The 14,371-nt window shown below is 70.9% G+C and carries 15 protein-coding genes; 6 read left to right on the top strand and 9 right to left on the bottom strand.

Annotated elements, in window-relative coordinates; translation table 11 throughout:
• Positions 1-21 precede the first annotated feature (21 nt).
• From ACFHWT_RS08885 to ACFHWT_RS08865, 5 genes are all read left to right on the top strand, one after another.
• A complete protein-coding gene (locus ACFHWT_RS08885; protein ID WP_416594110.1) occupies positions 22-996 on the top strand; it encodes an ABC transporter substrate-binding protein in 975 nt (324 codons plus the stop codon).
• A 65-nt stretch (positions 997-1,061) separates the two neighbouring features.
• The gene (locus tag ACFHWT_RS08880) at positions 1,062-1,862 is read left to right on the top strand and encodes an ABC transporter permease (protein ID WP_416594109.1); all 801 of its coding nucleotides are present in this window, start codon (positions 1,062-1,064) and stop codon (positions 1,860-1,862) included.
• Positions 1,859-2,707 (top strand): ABC transporter permease, encoded by an 849-nt coding sequence (locus ACFHWT_RS08875; protein ID WP_416594108.1) that lies wholly within the window; start codon positions 1,859-1,861, stop codon positions 2,705-2,707. The genes ACFHWT_RS08880 and ACFHWT_RS08875 overlap by 4 nt, the downstream gene beginning before the upstream one ends.
• Positions 2,700-3,500: an ABC transporter ATP-binding protein gene (locus tag ACFHWT_RS08870; RefSeq protein ID WP_416594107.1), complete on the top strand. Its 801-nt coding sequence runs from the start codon at positions 2,700-2,702 to the stop codon at positions 3,498-3,500. The genes ACFHWT_RS08875 and ACFHWT_RS08870 overlap by 8 nt, the downstream gene beginning before the upstream one ends.
• 28 nt (positions 3,501-3,528) lie before the next feature.
• On the top strand, positions 3,529-4,419 hold the full coding sequence (locus ACFHWT_RS08865; protein WP_416594106.1) for a PaaX family transcriptional regulator C-terminal domain-containing protein: 891 nt from the start codon (positions 3,529-3,531) through the stop codon (positions 4,417-4,419).
• Here ACFHWT_RS08865 and ACFHWT_RS08860 read toward each other — a convergent pair.
• From ACFHWT_RS08860 to ACFHWT_RS08845, 4 genes are read right to left on the bottom strand one after another with little or no spacing between them, the layout of a single operon-like run.
• On the bottom strand, positions 4,343-5,863 hold the full coding sequence (locus ACFHWT_RS08860; RefSeq protein ID WP_416594105.1) for an acyl-CoA synthetase: 1,521 nt from the start codon (positions 5,861-5,863) through the stop codon (positions 4,343-4,345). The two genes, ACFHWT_RS08865 and ACFHWT_RS08860, sit on opposite strands and share 77 nt — an antisense overlap.
• 54 nt (positions 5,864-5,917) lie before the next feature.
• A complete protein-coding gene (locus tag ACFHWT_RS08855) occupies positions 5,918-6,370 on the bottom strand; it encodes a MaoC family dehydratase (protein ID WP_416594104.1) in 453 nt (150 codons plus the stop codon).
• Positions 6,371-6,389: 19 nt separating this feature from the next.
• Positions 6,390-7,271, bottom strand: coding sequence for an amidohydrolase family protein (locus ACFHWT_RS08850; protein WP_416594103.1), 882 nt, complete (start codon positions 7,269-7,271; stop codon positions 6,390-6,392).
• A gap of 27 nt (positions 7,272-7,298) precedes the next feature.
• Positions 7,299-8,225, bottom strand: coding sequence for an SDR family oxidoreductase (locus ACFHWT_RS08845; RefSeq protein ID WP_416594102.1), 927 nt, complete (start codon positions 8,223-8,225; stop codon positions 7,299-7,301).
• A gap of 84 nt (positions 8,226-8,309) precedes the next feature.
• On the opposite strand from ACFHWT_RS08845, the gene ACFHWT_RS08840 reads away from it, so the two are divergent.
• Positions 8,310-8,777 (top strand): MarR family winged helix-turn-helix transcriptional regulator, encoded by a 468-nt coding sequence (locus tag ACFHWT_RS08840; RefSeq protein ID WP_416594101.1) that lies wholly within the window; start codon positions 8,310-8,312, stop codon positions 8,775-8,777.
• A 21-nt stretch (positions 8,778-8,798) separates the two neighbouring features.
• Here the strand turns inward: ACFHWT_RS08840 and ACFHWT_RS08835 are convergent, their stop codons facing one another.
• From ACFHWT_RS08835 to ACFHWT_RS08815, 5 genes are all read right to left on the bottom strand, one after another.
• Positions 8,799-9,554 carry an IclR family transcriptional regulator gene (locus tag ACFHWT_RS08835; protein WP_416594100.1) on the bottom strand — a complete coding sequence of 252 codons (756 nt, stop codon included), beginning with the start codon at positions 9,552-9,554 and terminating at the stop codon, positions 8,799-8,801.
• Between the two features lie 31 nt (positions 9,555-9,585).
• Positions 9,586-10,602, bottom strand: coding sequence for a PDR/VanB family oxidoreductase (locus ACFHWT_RS08830; RefSeq protein ID WP_416594099.1), 1,017 nt, complete (start codon positions 10,600-10,602; stop codon positions 9,586-9,588).
• The gene (locus ACFHWT_RS08825) at positions 10,599-10,835 is read right to left on the bottom strand and encodes a hypothetical protein (protein ID WP_416594098.1); all 237 of its coding nucleotides are present in this window, start codon (positions 10,833-10,835) and stop codon (positions 10,599-10,601) included. Before ACFHWT_RS08825 ends, ACFHWT_RS08830 begins: the two co-directional genes overlap by 4 nt.
• A complete protein-coding gene (locus tag ACFHWT_RS08820; RefSeq protein WP_416594097.1) occupies positions 10,832-11,872 on the bottom strand; it encodes a Rieske 2Fe-2S domain-containing protein in 1,041 nt (346 codons plus the stop codon). Before ACFHWT_RS08820 ends, ACFHWT_RS08825 begins: the two co-directional genes overlap by 4 nt.
• A 115-nt stretch (positions 11,873-11,987) precedes the next feature.
• Complete coding sequence (locus ACFHWT_RS08815; RefSeq protein ID WP_416594096.1) at positions 11,988-14,330, bottom strand: glycoside hydrolase family 3 N-terminal domain-containing protein; 2,343 nt, start codon at positions 14,328-14,330, stop codon at positions 11,988-11,990.
• Positions 14,331-14,371 lie beyond the last annotated feature (41 nt).

Below are 14,371 nucleotides of genomic sequence, written 5' to 3'. Positions count from 1 at the left end.
CCGTCCCGGAAGGCCTCGTCAGTGAAGAAGACACTTACCTTCGGGCTGATCGCCACCATGGCGTTCGCCCTTACCGCCTGCACCGACTCGGACTCGACCTCGACCGACGACCAGACGGACGGCGAGCTGCGTCAAATCCGGGTCGCGGCGCTGCCGATCACGGAAACCGCCGCGCTGTGGGGCGGCATCGAAGCCGGCATCTTCGCCGAGCGGGGGATCGAGGTCGAGGTGCTGCCCGCGCAGGGTGGCGCCCAGGCGATCCCCGCCCTGATCAACGGGGACATCGACTTCGCCATCGGCCAGCCGTTCGGCCCGTTCCGCGCCGATGTGCAGGACCTCGGCGTCGTGCTCATCGGCAACTACGCCTCCTCGTACGCGGAGGGCGACGACATCAACGCCGTGGTGGCGTCCGCGGCGTCCGGCATCACCCGTCCCGCCGAGCTCGCCGGGCGTCGGGTCGCGGTGAACAGCCTCGGCGCGGCCGGCGACGTGACGATCATGGCGGCGGTGGAGCAGGACGGGGGTGACCCGACGACGATCGAGTTCGTCGAGGTCGCCTTCCCCGACGTCCCGGCCCAGCTCGAAGCCGGCAACATCGAGGCGGCGTGGGTGCCGGAGCCGTTCGTCACCCAGCTGCGCGACCGCGGCGACGCCGTCGTCGTCGAGCCCTACCAGGCGGTCATCCCCGGGCTGGCGACCCTGACCACGATCACTCTCGCGGACAGCCTCGAGTCCGACGCTGAGCTGATCGGCGACTTCTCGGCGGCGATGCAGGAGACGCTCGAGTGGGCGCAGGACCCTGCCAACGAGGCGGACGTCCGGCAGGCGATCAAGGACAACCTCGAGCTCCCCGAGGCGGTCGCCGATTCGGTCCGGCTGCCGGAGTTCGGCTGGGACCTGGACCGGGCGAGCCTGGAGACGCTCGCGTCGCTCGCCGGCGAGTACGGCGTACTGGACGAGCAGCCGGACTTCGACCGCCTCATCCAGCAGCAGTAGCCGTACGGTCCCACCCGCTCCGGCACCCACCGCGAGCGGGCGGGACCGCCCACCACGGGAGCGACATGCACGTGTTGTCCATCCGGCGTCCCCGTTCGCCGCGCAAGGTTCTGCTGGGCGGCGTCGGCCTGCTCGGGTTCCTCCTCGTCTGGCAGCTGGTCCCGACCCTGGGACTGGTCAATTCGCAGTACCTGCCGTACGTCACCGATGTGCTCGTCCGGCTGGTCGAGGAGTTCCGGGACCTCGCCTTCTGGCGTCGGCTCGGGCTCACCATGACGTCGTGGGGGATCGGCCTGTCGGTGGCGACGGCCGCGGCGGTCGCGTTGGGCGCGGTCGTCGGGCTGGTGCCCTTCCTGCGCCGCGCCACCCACACGATGGTCGAATTCCTGCGCCCGATCCCGTCGGTCGCCCTCATCCCGCTCGCCGTCCTGATGTTCGGCATCCAGATGCGGGCCGCCCTCGTCATCATCATCTACGCGTCGTTCTGGCAGGTGTTCGTTCAGATGATCTACGGCGTCGCCGACGTCGACGCGGTCGCCCGGGACACCGCTCGCAGCTTCGACCTGACCCGTCGGGAACGTCTGTGGTACCTCGTCCTGCCGACCGCGCTGCCGTACCTCATGACCGGCGTCCGGCTGGCCGCCGCGGTCGCGCTCATCCTCGCCATCACCGCCGAGATGGTGATCGGCAACCCGGGCCTGGGCCAACTGATCGAACTGTCCCGGTCCGCCGGTGACGCCACCGGGCTGTACGCCTTCGTCGTGGTCACCGGGCTGCTCGGGCTCGGCGTCAACCTGGTCTTCCGGTACATCGAGCGCCGATCGTTGTCGTGGCACCAGTCGGTACGAGGGGAGCAGGTCCAGTGAGCACCCGGACCGTCCCGATGACCGCCCGGACCGTCCCGGGCACCGGCCGACCGGGTAGGCGTCGTGGCGTCGGGCGCCGTGTCGTCGGCGGGTTCCTCTACTCGCTCGGTCTGCCGTTCCTGCTGCTGGTGCTCTGGGGCGTGCTGTCCACCTCGTCGACGAACAGGTTCTTCCCCGGACCGGTCGCGATCGCCGAATCCTTCATCGACACCTGGGTCGGCGCGGCGTTCGTCGAGGACGTGCTGCCGAGCCTGTACCGGCTCGCCCTGGGGATCCTCGCCTCGATCGTGCTCGGTGTCGCCGCCGGCACCCTCATCGGTCTGTTCGGCTGGCTGCGTGAGCTGCTCGAACCACTGCTGGAGTTCTTCCGGGCCATCCCGCCGCCAGTGCTGATCCCCGTCGTTATGCTGCTGCTCGGGATCACCGACACCATGAAGGTGGTGGTGATCGTCTCCGGCGCACTGTGGCCCGTCCTGCTGAACACGATCGACGGGGTCCGGGCGATCGACAGCGTCATGTCGGAGACCGCGGAGTCGTTCCAGGTCACCTGGTGGGAGCGGCTCTGGTTCCTGGTACTGCCCGCGGCGAGCCCACGCATCATGGCCGGCGTGCGGCAGAGCCTGTCGGTGGCGCTCATCCTGATGGTCATCTCGGAGATGTTCGCCTCGTCCGCTGGTCTCGGGTACCGGATCGCCTACTTCCAACGGAACTACCTCATCGCCGAGATGTGGAGCGGCATCCTGCTGCTCGGTCTCGTCGGTGTCCTGCTCGCCGTGACGTTCGGCGTCGTGGAGCGGCGGGTGCTGCGCTGGTACCACGGAATCAGGGAGGTCAACCGTGCCTGACCGCGATGTCCTGCTGCAGGTGGAGCACCTGCGCAAGGTCTACGAATCGGCCACCGGCGACGTCGAAGCGATCGGTGACATCAGTTTCACCATGGACGCCGGTGAGCTGCTCTGCGTCGTGGGGCCGTCGGGTTGTGGCAAGACGACCCTGCTGAAGTGTCTCGCCGGTCTGCTACGGCCGACGAGCGGCCGGGTCGAGATGCACGGGGCCCCGGTGACCGGCCCGAGCCCGGCGATGGCCGTGGTCTTCCAGGAGTACGGCCGCAGCCTCTATCCATGGCTGACGGTCCGCGGCAATGTCGAGTTGCCGTTGCGCCACAAGCGGCTGTCCAGCGCGGCACGGGGGAAGCTGGTCGCCGACGCCCTCGAAGCGGTGGGCCTGGGTCACGCCGCCCGTAGCCATCCGTGGCAACTGTCCGGTGGGATGCAGCAGCGGGTGGCGATCGCGCGCGCCGTCGCGTACCAACCGGAGGTGCTGATCATGGACGAGCCGTTCGCCGCAGTGGACGCCCAGACCCGGGCCGACCTGGAGGATCTCGTACGTGAGCTGCACACCTCGCGCAACATGTCGATCGTCTTCGTCACCCACGACATCGACGAGTCGATCTACCTGGGTGAACGGGTGCTCGTGCTGTCCAGCTCGCCCACCTGGGTGCAGGAGGATCTGACCGTCGACCTCCCATCGGGCCGCGACCAGATCAATACCCGGGCGCTGCCCCGCTTCACCCAGTTGCGGACGCACGTGTACGACCAGATCCAACGGGCCAAACGGGGGCAGGCCGTGGCGCCATGATCGTACCGTCGATCGATCCGTCCGGGGGATGACCGTGCGCAGCCGTCAGCCGAAGCAGTTGCTGCTCGCCTTTTTCGGTGAGTACGTCGTCGACGACGATCCAGGTCCGATCCGGGCCAGCGCGTTGATCGGGGTGCTCGAAGGAGCCGGCGTCGCCGCCCCGGCGACCCGGGCCACCCTGGACCGGCTCGTACACAGCGGCATCCTCGCGCGGAGCAGAAGCGGTCGGGAGATCTCCTTCGCCCTGACCGGACACGGCTCAGCGGTCCTGCGCGAGGCGACGGACCGGGTCCGCGGCCCGCACCCGTTCGATCCGCAGGGCACCGGATGGACGCTGGTCACCTTCACCATCCCGGAGGGCCAGCGGACGTTCCGTCACCGGCTACGGTCGACCCTCACCTGGGAGGGCTTCGCGCCACTGCGCGACGGGTTGTGGCTGGCGCCCGGCGAGGTCGACCTCGCCGGCTCCCTGGAACCGCTGCGCCAGGACCTGCCGCCGAACACGGTGATCGCCTTCCACGCGCGGGAGTTCACGGATTTCCCGATCGCCGACAGCGTCCGGTCGGCGTGGGACATCGAGGCGATCCGGCGCGAGCACCTGGCGTTCATCGAGGTCTGGGACGACCCGGGTGCGGTGACGCAGGCGCCGAGTGCCCTGACGGTGCGGACGATGCTCGTCGCGGACTGGCTCGCGTTGCTGCGTGTCGACCCGCGGCTACCCCGCGAGTTCATGCCCGACGACTGGCCGGCGACGAAATCGACGCAGGTGTACCGGCAGGTGCACGAGCGGCTGGCCGCCGAGTCCGACGCGGAGTTCGCCGCGCTCGCCACCCGCTCCGGGCCTAGCCGCCGAACCGGGCCCGCAGGTCGGCCTTCCGCACCTTCCCCGACGCGGTCCGGGGCAGCTCGGTCACGATGACGACGTTCTTGGGCAGCTTGTAGCGGGCGACCTTGCCGTCCAGGTGGTCGCGTACCATGTCGAGGTTGACGACGGTGCCTTCCCGGACCGTCATGATCGCCCACGGCACCTCGCCCCACTGCGGGTCGGGCACCCCGATGACCGCGACCCCGGTCACCCCGTCCAGTTCACCGAGCAGGAGTTCGATCTCGGGCGGGTAGATGTTTTCGCCGCCGGAGATGATCATGTCCTTGAGCCGGCCGACGATGTAGAGGTAGCCGTCGGCGTCCAGGTAGCCGAGGTCGCCGCTGCGGAACCAACCGTCCGCGGTGAACGACCGGGCCGTCTCCTCGGGCAACCCGTGATAGCCGGCGAAGACGTTCGGGCCGGTGATCTCGATCTCGCCGACGGTGCCCGCCGTAGCCGGCTCACCACGTTCGTCGGTGACCCGGACATCGGTGAAGAAGTGGGGCAGGCCGACGCTGCCCTGCTTCGCCCGGGTCATCGCCGCTGACAGCGCGGTGGCGCCCGGTGACGTCTCGGTCATCCCGTACCCCTGTGAGAAGGACAGGCCGCGTTCCTCGTAGGCGTTGAGAATGCGGGTCGGGACGGCCGACCCGCCACAGGTGAGCTTGGTCAGGGTCGACAGGTCGGTCGACGGCCACTGCGGGTGGTCGGCCATCATCTGGTAGGTGGTCGGCACCCCACTGAGCATGGTCACCCGGTGCCGCTCGATCTGGGCGAGCGCCCGCCCCGGTTCGAACCGTTTCTCCAGCACCAGGGTGGCGCCCTTGAGCACGACCGGTAGCGCGCCCATGCCCAGCGACGCGACGTGGAACAGCGGCGAGATCATCAGCGCGACGTCGGTGGACACGACATCGTAGTCGACGATGGTATTGATCGCAACCCAGGTCAGGTTGCCGTGGGTCAGCACCGCGCCCTTGGCCCGGCCGGTCGTGCCCGAGGTGTAGATGATCGCGGCGGGGTCGTCCGGGGTGACGTCTGCGGCGTCGCCCGGTGCGGCGTCGCCCGGCAACGAGTCGAGGCCGGGACGCTGCGCGGTGCCGGCCCCGGTGACGACGACGTGCCGGGTCGGTACGGTGCCGACGACCGAGGCCAGCCGGGGCGCGAACTCGGGATCGTGCAGCAGCACCGCGGCACCGCTGTCGGTGAGGACGTGAGCGAACTCGGGTGGCGCGAGCCGGGTGTTGACGGGTACGAACACGGCACCCAGTTGGGCGGTGCCGAACATCGTCTCAAGGAACTCGGGACTGTTCTCGCCGAGGTAGGCGACGGAGTCCCCCTTGCCGATGCCGAGGTTTCGCAGTACTGCGGCGATCCGGTCCGCCCCGTCGGCGAACTGCCGGTAGGTGATGGCCGGCTGTTCGCCGTACACGAGGGCGATCCGGTCCGGTGCGGTCCGGCGGCGCCTGGACAGCCAGGTGCCGATTCCGTGCTGATGCATCGGCGGCCTCCTGGTGTGGGGGAGCGGACTACTGGTGGGAGCGGACGGCGGGGCTCAGGCGTAAAAGCGGTACAGGCCCCGGGCGACGACCGCGGGTTTGGCCCCACCCTCGATCTCGATCGTCTGGTCGACAGTGAGCTGGTACCCGCCGGTGACCTGGGTGACCTCGGCGATGACGGCCCGCATCCGTACCCGTGACCCGACCACCACCGGCGCGGGGAAACGCACCTTGTCAAGACCGTAGTTCACCTTCGTCGACACGCCCGTCACGTCGAGCAGTTCCGTCCAGAACGGAACGGCGAGGGAGAGAGTCAGGAAGCCGTGGGCGATCGGTGCGCCGAAAGGCCCCGCCTTCGCCCGCTCAGGGTCGACGTGGATCCACTGGTGGTCGTCGGTGGCGTCGGCGAACAGGTTCACCTGGTCCTGGGTGACCGTCCGGTAGGCGGTGTATCCGAGGTCGGTGCCGGTGAGTTCACCGAGCCGCTGGAACTCGACAGTCGTCGTCACGGGATTCCTCTCGTCCTCGTCATTCGGTCAGGCGCAGCAGCCGGGCGGCGTTGTCCTTCAGGATGCCGGGGAGCACGTCGGGTTTGAGGTCGATGTTCGCGGCGTCCCGGAGCCACCGGTCGGGGGTGAGCAGCGGATAGTCGGTGCCGAACAGCACCCGGCGCTTCAGGACCGAGTTGGCGTGGCGCACCAGCTCCGCCGGAAAGTACTTCGGGCTCCACCCGGACAGGTCGATCCAGGTGTTGGGTTTGTGCGTCGCGACCGACAGCGCCTCGTCCTGCCAGGGCACCGACGGGTGCGCCATGATGATCTGCAGATCCGGGAACTCGGCGGCCACCGCGTCGAGCAGGATCGGGTTGGACAGCCCGAGCCGCAGGCCGTATCCACCGGGCAGGCCGGCGCCGATGCCGGTCTGCCCGGTGTGGAACAACGCCGGTACGCCCGCCTTCTCGATGAGGCTCCACAGCGGCGCGTACTCGTCCTGGCTCGGATCGAAACCCTGCACGGTCGGGTGGAACTTGAAACCGCGTACCCCCTCGTCCTCAACGAGACGGGCGGCGAGCTCGAGGGCGGCGTCGCCGGCGCGCGGATCGACCGAGCCGAACGGGATGAGCACGTCCGCGTGGTCGGCGGCGGCCCGGGCGATCTCGATGCTGGACAGCGGTCGATGGGCCAGCTGGGTGCCGGCGTCGACGGTGAAGACCACCGCGGCCATCTGGCGCTCCCGGTAGTACTGCGCCACGGCCTCGACGGCCGGCCGTGGGCCGTCGGTCCGGAAGTACTTCGACGCCGCCTCGACGAGCGGTTCGGGCAGCGAGGCGTGGCCGTGGCCGTCCACCTCGATGTGCACGTGCACGTCGATCGCGGTGATCGCGGCAAGGTCGATCGCGGGTTGGTACATGCTCGCTACCCTCCGTCCGGCCGCAGGTCAGGAGGCGTCGGTCCGGAACTCCTCGGGGAGCTCCGGGAAGCGTTCGCCGACGCCCTGCAGCGCGTCGGCGAACTGCGTCGGCCACGCGGCGGTCAGCGCGTCGTAGGACCAGCCACCTTCGTGGTACGCGGTCAGCGCGGCCTCCGGGTGGGTCCAGATCTGGATGCGGTCGCCACCCACCCCGATGACCTGGCCGGTCACGCCGCCAGCGGCGTCGGAGCCGAGGAAGGCGATGAGTCCGGCCACGTCGTCGGCGGTACCGAAGCCGAGATCGTGCCGGAAGAACTTGGGCATCGGCTCGCCTTGGTCGGCGGCCCGCACCGCGGCGGCGAAGTAGGGGACGGTGGCGGTCATCGCGGTCGCGGCCACCGGCACGACCGCGTTGACGGTGATGCCGGCCCGCTTGAGTTCCAGCGCCCAGGTCCGCACCATGCCGACGATGCCGGCCTTGGCCGCGGCGTAGTTGGTCTGCCCGAAGTTGCCGCGCTGGCCGGTCGGGGAGCCGATGCAGATGATGCGCCCGCCCTCGCCGGCCTGCCGCAGGTGCCGGACGGTCTCCCGGACGGTGGTGAAGGTGCCGCGCAGGTGCACGTTGACGACGGTGTCGAAGTCCTCGTCGCTCATCTTCCACAGCACGGTGTCCCGCAGGATTCCCGCGTTGGTGACCAGAATGTCGAGTCGACCGAAGTGCTCGACCGCGGTGGCGACGAGGGCCTCGGCGGTCTCGGTGGGACCGACCGGTGCGACCAGCGCGACGGCGTGTCCGCCGGCCGCCTCGATCGCCGAGACTGCCTGGTTCGCGGCGTCGGCATCGACGTCGTTGACCACCACTGCGGCACCCTGTCGGGCCAGCTGCTGGGCGTAGGCCAGGCCGAGACCCTTGCCGGAACCGGTGACGATGGCGACTTTGCCGTCCAGGGACATCGGGAACTCCTTCGCGTCGCACCCGATCGAATCACGAACCGTTGAGGAAGTCAATTATTGTCGAAGCTTGCTACCATGGTCGCCATGACCGCGAGCGAGAAGCCCCGGCCGGCGGGAACCGCCGGCCTACGGCACAGTCTTCTCGGCGAAGACCTCAGCTTCCTGCTCGCCCGAGCCAACGCCCTCAGCCTGACGGCGGCGAACTCGGCCCTCGCCGTACACGGTCTGAAGGCCCGATCCTTCTCCGTCCTCGCGCTGGCCGTCCACGACACCCGCCCTACCCAGCGGGAGCTGGCCGAGTTCCTCCGTCTCGACCCGAGTCAGGTGGTCGCTCTCATCGACGACCTGGAGAAGCGTCACCTGGTCGAGCGGCGCACCGACCCCGCCGACCGGCGGGCCAACGTCCTGGTCGCCACCGACGCCGGCCGGGCGCTCTTCACCCGGGCCCAGGAGTCCGCGCGGGCGGCCGAGGCCGACCTGCTGGCCGGCGTCACCCCCGAGGACCGGCAGTGGCTGGCGCGGATCCTGCGGCTGGTGGCGTTTCCCGACTGACCGCGGCCGGGTCCGTCGCGGCTACCGGGCATTAGGCCCGGCGACCGCCCGGGAGATCGCCCGTCCCGCCGCCTGTACCAGTGGTGCCAGGGCCACCGGGTCGGCCCGGTCGTAGGCCACTACCAGCGAGATCGCCGCGAGTACCCCCTCGGGCCCGGTGATCGGCGCGGCGACCGACAGGGCGTCCATCGTCACCTGCCGGTCGCTCACCGCGTAACCGGCCCGCCGCACCTCGGCGAGTTGCCGGCGCAACGCTGCCGGGTCGGTGATGGTCCGTTCGGTGTACCGCTCCAGCGGAGCGTCGAGCACCTGCTCCTGCACCGGCACCGGCGCGTGCGCGAGCAGCACCAGCCCGACCCCGGTGGCGTGCAGGGCGAAGCGGCCGCCGACGCGGGTCAGCACCGGCACCGCGTGTCGGCCGGCGATCCGTTCGACGAAGACGAGCTCCAGGTCCTGGCGTACGGCGAGCTGGACGTTCTCCCGGGTCACCTCGTACAGGTCCTCCATCACCGGCAGGGCGAGCTCCCGCAGACCCAGTCCACGTGGCGCGAGTGAGCCCACCTCCCACAGCCGCAGCCCGATCCGGTAACGGCCGTCCGCGCCGCGTTCCAGCGCGCCCCAGTCGACCAGCTCCGCGACCCGCCGGTGCGCGGTGGGTACCGGCAGTCCGGCCCGTCTGGCCAGCTCGCTCAGCGTCAGCGCCGGGTCGGCCGGGCTGAACGCGGCGAGCAGCGCCAGCACCTTGCTGGTGACCGACCGGCCGGGCTGCGTCCCCATCCCGCCATCATCGCCGTCGGCCGGTCACAGCTCACAGCTCCAGTACGAGTCGGGGGGTACGCGACCGGGAGACACAGATCAGCATCGTGTCACCGGCGGCCCGTTCCTCCTCGGTGAGCAGACTGTCGCGGTGCTCGGGCACCCCGGCCAGCACCGTGGCCTCGCAGGTGCCGCAGGTGCCCTCGCGGCACGAGGAGAGCACCGCGACACCTGCCTGCTCCACCGCCGCCAGGATCGACGTCCCGGGCGGCACGGACACCGTTCGACCGGACAGCGCCAATTCCACCTCGACCTCGCCGTCGGTGCCCGGCCCGTCGCGGTCGTCTGCCCGGTCGCCGTCATGCCGGTCGACGCCGCCGTCGTGGTCGACGATGGCGCCGCCCGACGGCGTGAACCGCTCCACCCGCAGGCTGCCCGCCGGCCACGCCCGGCACCGCTGCCCCACCGCTGCGATCAGCGCCTCCGGCCCGCAGCAGTAGACCAGCCCGTCACCCGGGGCGTCGAGCAGTTCGGCCAGGTCGAGCAGGCCCGCCTCGTCCTGTGGGCACAGGCGTACCCGGTCGCCGTAGCGCTGCCGCAACTCGTCGGCGAACGCCATCGTGGCGCGGCTGCGCCCGCCGTACACCAGTCGCCAGTCGGCTCCGGCGGCGTCGGCGGCGGCGACCATCGGCCGGATCGGGGTGATGCCGATGCCGCCGGCGATGAACAGGTACCGCTCCGCCGTGACCAGCGGGAAGTTGTTCCGCGGCCCGCGGACCAGCACCTGCGTGCCGGGGAGGAGCCGCTCGTGGACGTGCCGGGAGCCGCCCCGTCCGCCGGGTTCGAGCTGCACCGCGAGCTGCAGCGTGGCGCGGTCGCCCGGCTGACCGCAGAGCGAGTACGGGCGGGTAATACCCGGATTCAGCACCAGGTCGACGTGCGCGCCGGGGGACCAGCCGGGCAGCTCACCACCGGTCGGGTGGCACAGGGTCAGCACGACGACGCCGGCCGCCACCTGCTCCCGGCCGGCGACCACCAGCTGCGTCGTGGTCGGACTGTCAGCGCTCATGCCGGCACCGAGGTACGACGGGCGGCACCCGCCGGGGCGCGCCGCGCCGCCGGCACCGCCGGCGGCGCGAGGTGGTCACGCGGGTGGTCGAGCAGCCACTGCCACAACTCCACCGGATCGTCGGCGGTCCGTTCGGCACCGCAGTGGCAGGTGCCCTGCAGGGTGTCGGTGCCGGGCAGCCAGTGGATCCGGTACAGCCGGTCGCCGGTGGGCAGGCCGTCGGAGACGGTCACCGGGACGCCCCTACCGTCGGTGCCCCGATCATCCGTTCGATGAGACGGCGGGCGGCGAGGCCGCCGGTGTCGATGTTGATGCTCAGCTCCTGGTACCGCTCCGGTTCGGCGGCGATCACCTGCTCTAGGGCGTTCAGCGCGGTGACGTCCTGCATGACCACCGTGTGGTTGCTCTGGTACAGGTACTCACTGACCGACTCGTCGTCGATGGCGAAGTCCCGCGCCACCGCCCAGAAGTCGTAGGTGGTGTGCTCGGTCGACGGGGTGATCGCATAGACGATCTCGGCGTGGAACGCGGCACTGTCCGGGCCGTCAGCCGGTGGGTACAGCCCCTGCGGGGCGATCCGGCTGTGCAGCAGGTAGAGACACGGCGGGTGGTACTCGATGTCCTGCCACCGGGTGATCCGGCCCTGGATGCCGGTCGACCGGGCGTAGAAGGGCGGGCACTCCGCGTCGTCCATGTGCCGACTGACGTGGACGACGCCCTTCTCCTCGTCCACCGTCGTGGTGATCGGCGTGTTCGCCACCTCGGGTGTGCCGATGTAGCCGCCGTGCAGGTAGGTCTCGTGGGACAGGTCCATCAGGTTGTCAACCAGCAGGCCGTACCGCGCGTTGAGCGGTGCCATACCGCGCACCACCGTGTATCCGGGGTCGTCCAGCCACGGCGCGCGGGGGATCGTCGCCGGGTCGGGCTCGGCGTCGCCGATCCACACCCACACCAGGGTGTCCTGTTCGACCACGGGGTACCCGGCGACCCGCGCGGTGCGGGGGATGCGCTGCTGGCCCGGCACGAAGACACAGCTGCCGGTCTCGTCATAGGTGAAGCCGTGGTAGCCGCAGACGATCCGGTCGCCGTCTAGGCGGCTCTGCGAGAGCGGGAAGCGCCGGTGCACACACCGGTCGGCGAGCGCCACCGCCGTGCCGGCGGTGGTGCGGTACAGCACCAACGGCTCACCCAGGACGGTGCGGGCGAGCAGCTCCCGTCCGACCTCGTTACTGTACGCGGCCACGTACCACTGATTGCGGGCGAACGGCATGTGACTGACCTCCCTGGCTCACGACGGCGGTACGGTCGTATGGTCCTGGTGGCTCAACCCACCCGGGACCCCCGCTTTCACCCAGTGGAAGCTCAGCTCGCCGACAGATGGATGGTCAGCGCACCTCGGAGGCCGTCCACCGGGGCGACGCGTTGGTGACCGGCACGGTCGGCCCGACCAGGTCGGTCCGCCCCTGCGCCAGCCGCTGCGCGCTGGTGCCCACCCAGATCTCGACCTCGCCGGGCTCGACCACCCGGGTCAGGGTGCGGTCGGCGAACGCCAGCCGGGCGGTGGGCACGGTCAGCTCGACCGTGACCGTCCGACCCGGTTCGAGATGGACCCTGCGGTAGCCGAGCAGCTGCGCCACCGGCCGGGTCACCGAGGCCACCACGTCGTGGCCGTAGAGCTGGACCACCTCGTCGCCGGCGACCGCCCCGGTGTTCGTCACCTGTACCGTCACCACCAGCGCCCCGTCGGTGGGCGCGGTCGCCGGCACGGTCAGCTCCGAGTAGGCGAACGTGGTGTAGGACAGCCCGTGGCCGAACACCGCCGGTGGGGTGACCGACAGGTTGGTCACCTCGTTGCCCTCACCGAGCGCCGGGTGCAGGTACGAGTACGGCTGCGCCCCCGCCGACCGGGGCAGGCTGACCGGCAGCCGGCCGGACGGGTTGACCCGCCCGGAGAGCACCCCGGCGACCGCCGCCGCGCCCTCCTCCCCGGGGAAGAACGCCTGCACCACCGCGGCGCACCGGTCCAGTGCCCAACCGATCGCGTACGGCCGCCCGGTGAGCAGCACCAGGACCACCGGGGTGCCGGTGGCCAGCACGGCCTCGACCAGGTCGCGCTGCACCCCGGGCAGTTCCAGGTCGTCGGTGTCGCAGCCCTCGCCGACCGTACCGCGCCCGAACAGCCCGGCCCGGTCCCCGACGACCAGTACGGCGACGTCGGCGGCGGCAGCTGCGTCGACGGCCGGCGCGAAGCCGGACCGGTCGGCGTCGTCGACGTCGCAGCCGTGCGCCCAGCTGACCAGCTCGGCGCCGAACTCGGCCCGCATCGCGTCGAGAACCGTCGGCACCTCGATCCCGGCCGCCACCCCGGGATGCTGCGGCAGCACGTGATTGACGAACGAGTAGCACCCGAACAGGGCACTGGCCAGATCGGCGTTCGGCCCGATCACCGCCAGCCGGCGACCCGCTGGCAGTGGCAGGACGTCCTGGTTGGAGACCAGGACGACGGACCGCTCCGCGAGTCGACGGGCGATCGCCCGGTGTTCGGGCGAGTCGAGGTCGATCTCCCGGGGCGGATCCTCGCTGAAGGTGGCGTCGAGCAGCCCCAGCTCCTGCTTCTGGCGCAGCACCCGCAGCACGGCCCGGTCGAGCAGTGCCTCGTCGACCTGGCCGGAGCGGACCGCCTCCGGCAGCGTCAGATAGGCGTCGCCGGTCGGCAGTTCGAGGTCGACGCCGGCGGTCAGCGCCTGGACCGCCGCCTCGGTGTGGTCGCCCGCGACGTGGTGCAGCAGTTTGAGGAACGCCACGCCGAAGTAGTCGGCCACCACCACACCGTCGAACCCCCACCGGTCCCGCAGCACACCGGTGAGCATGGCCGGGTCGGCGGCGACCGGCACCCCGTCGATCTCGGCGTACGAGTGCATGACCGAGCGGGCACCGCCGTCGAGCAGCGCCATCTCGAACGGGGGCAGCAGCACGTCGGCGACCTCCCGTGGGCCGGCGTACACCGGAGCGAAGTTGCGTCCGGCCCGCGAGGCGGAGTAGCCGACGAAATGCTTGAGGGTGGCGTGCACCCCCTGTGACTGCAGACCCCGGATGTACGCGGTGCCGATCGTGCCGACCAGGTACGGATCCTCGGCGATGCACTCCTCGACCCGGCCCCAGCGTGGGTCGCGGATCACGTCGAGCACCGGTGCGAGGCCCTGGTGCACGCCGAGGGTCCGCATCGACGAGCCGATCGCCGACGCCATCTCGGCGACCAGGTCGGGGTCGAAGGCGGCTCCCCACGCCAGCGGTGTCGGGAAGGTCGCCGCCTGCCACGCGGAGAGGCCGGTCAGGCACTCCTCGTGGACGATCGCCGGAATGCCGAGCCGGGTCCCCGTCACCAGCTCGGACTGGAACTTCCAGAGCCAGGCCGCGCGCGCGGCCGGGTCGACGGGGCGGGTGCCGTACGCCCGGGTGACGTGGCCGAGCCCGTGCCGGGAGAAGTCCTCGAGCCGGGCGGCCGCGCCGAACTCACCCTGCATCGGGGCGACCGACTCGCCGTCCTCCTTCTCCCAGAAACCGACCAGCTGCGCGACCTTCTCCTGGACCGTCATCCGGTCCAGCAGGTCCCGGACGCGGGCCTCGCCGTCGGGTTCGTTGCGCCGGTCGGGCCGCTCCGGCCGGTCGTGGTGCGGACCGGTCTGCACCGGCTCGCCCCCGTCCACCGTCGCGCGGACCTCAGTCATGCTGTGCCTTTCCGTGTCGTGCGCGTGCCACGTCGTCGCGG

This window comes from Micromonospora sp. LOL_021 (assembly GCF_048060215.1).
GTDB lineage: Bacteria > Actinomycetota > Actinomycetes > Mycobacteriales > Micromonosporaceae > Micromonospora_E.
This window is presented reverse-complemented; position numbering and strand designations above follow the sequence as displayed.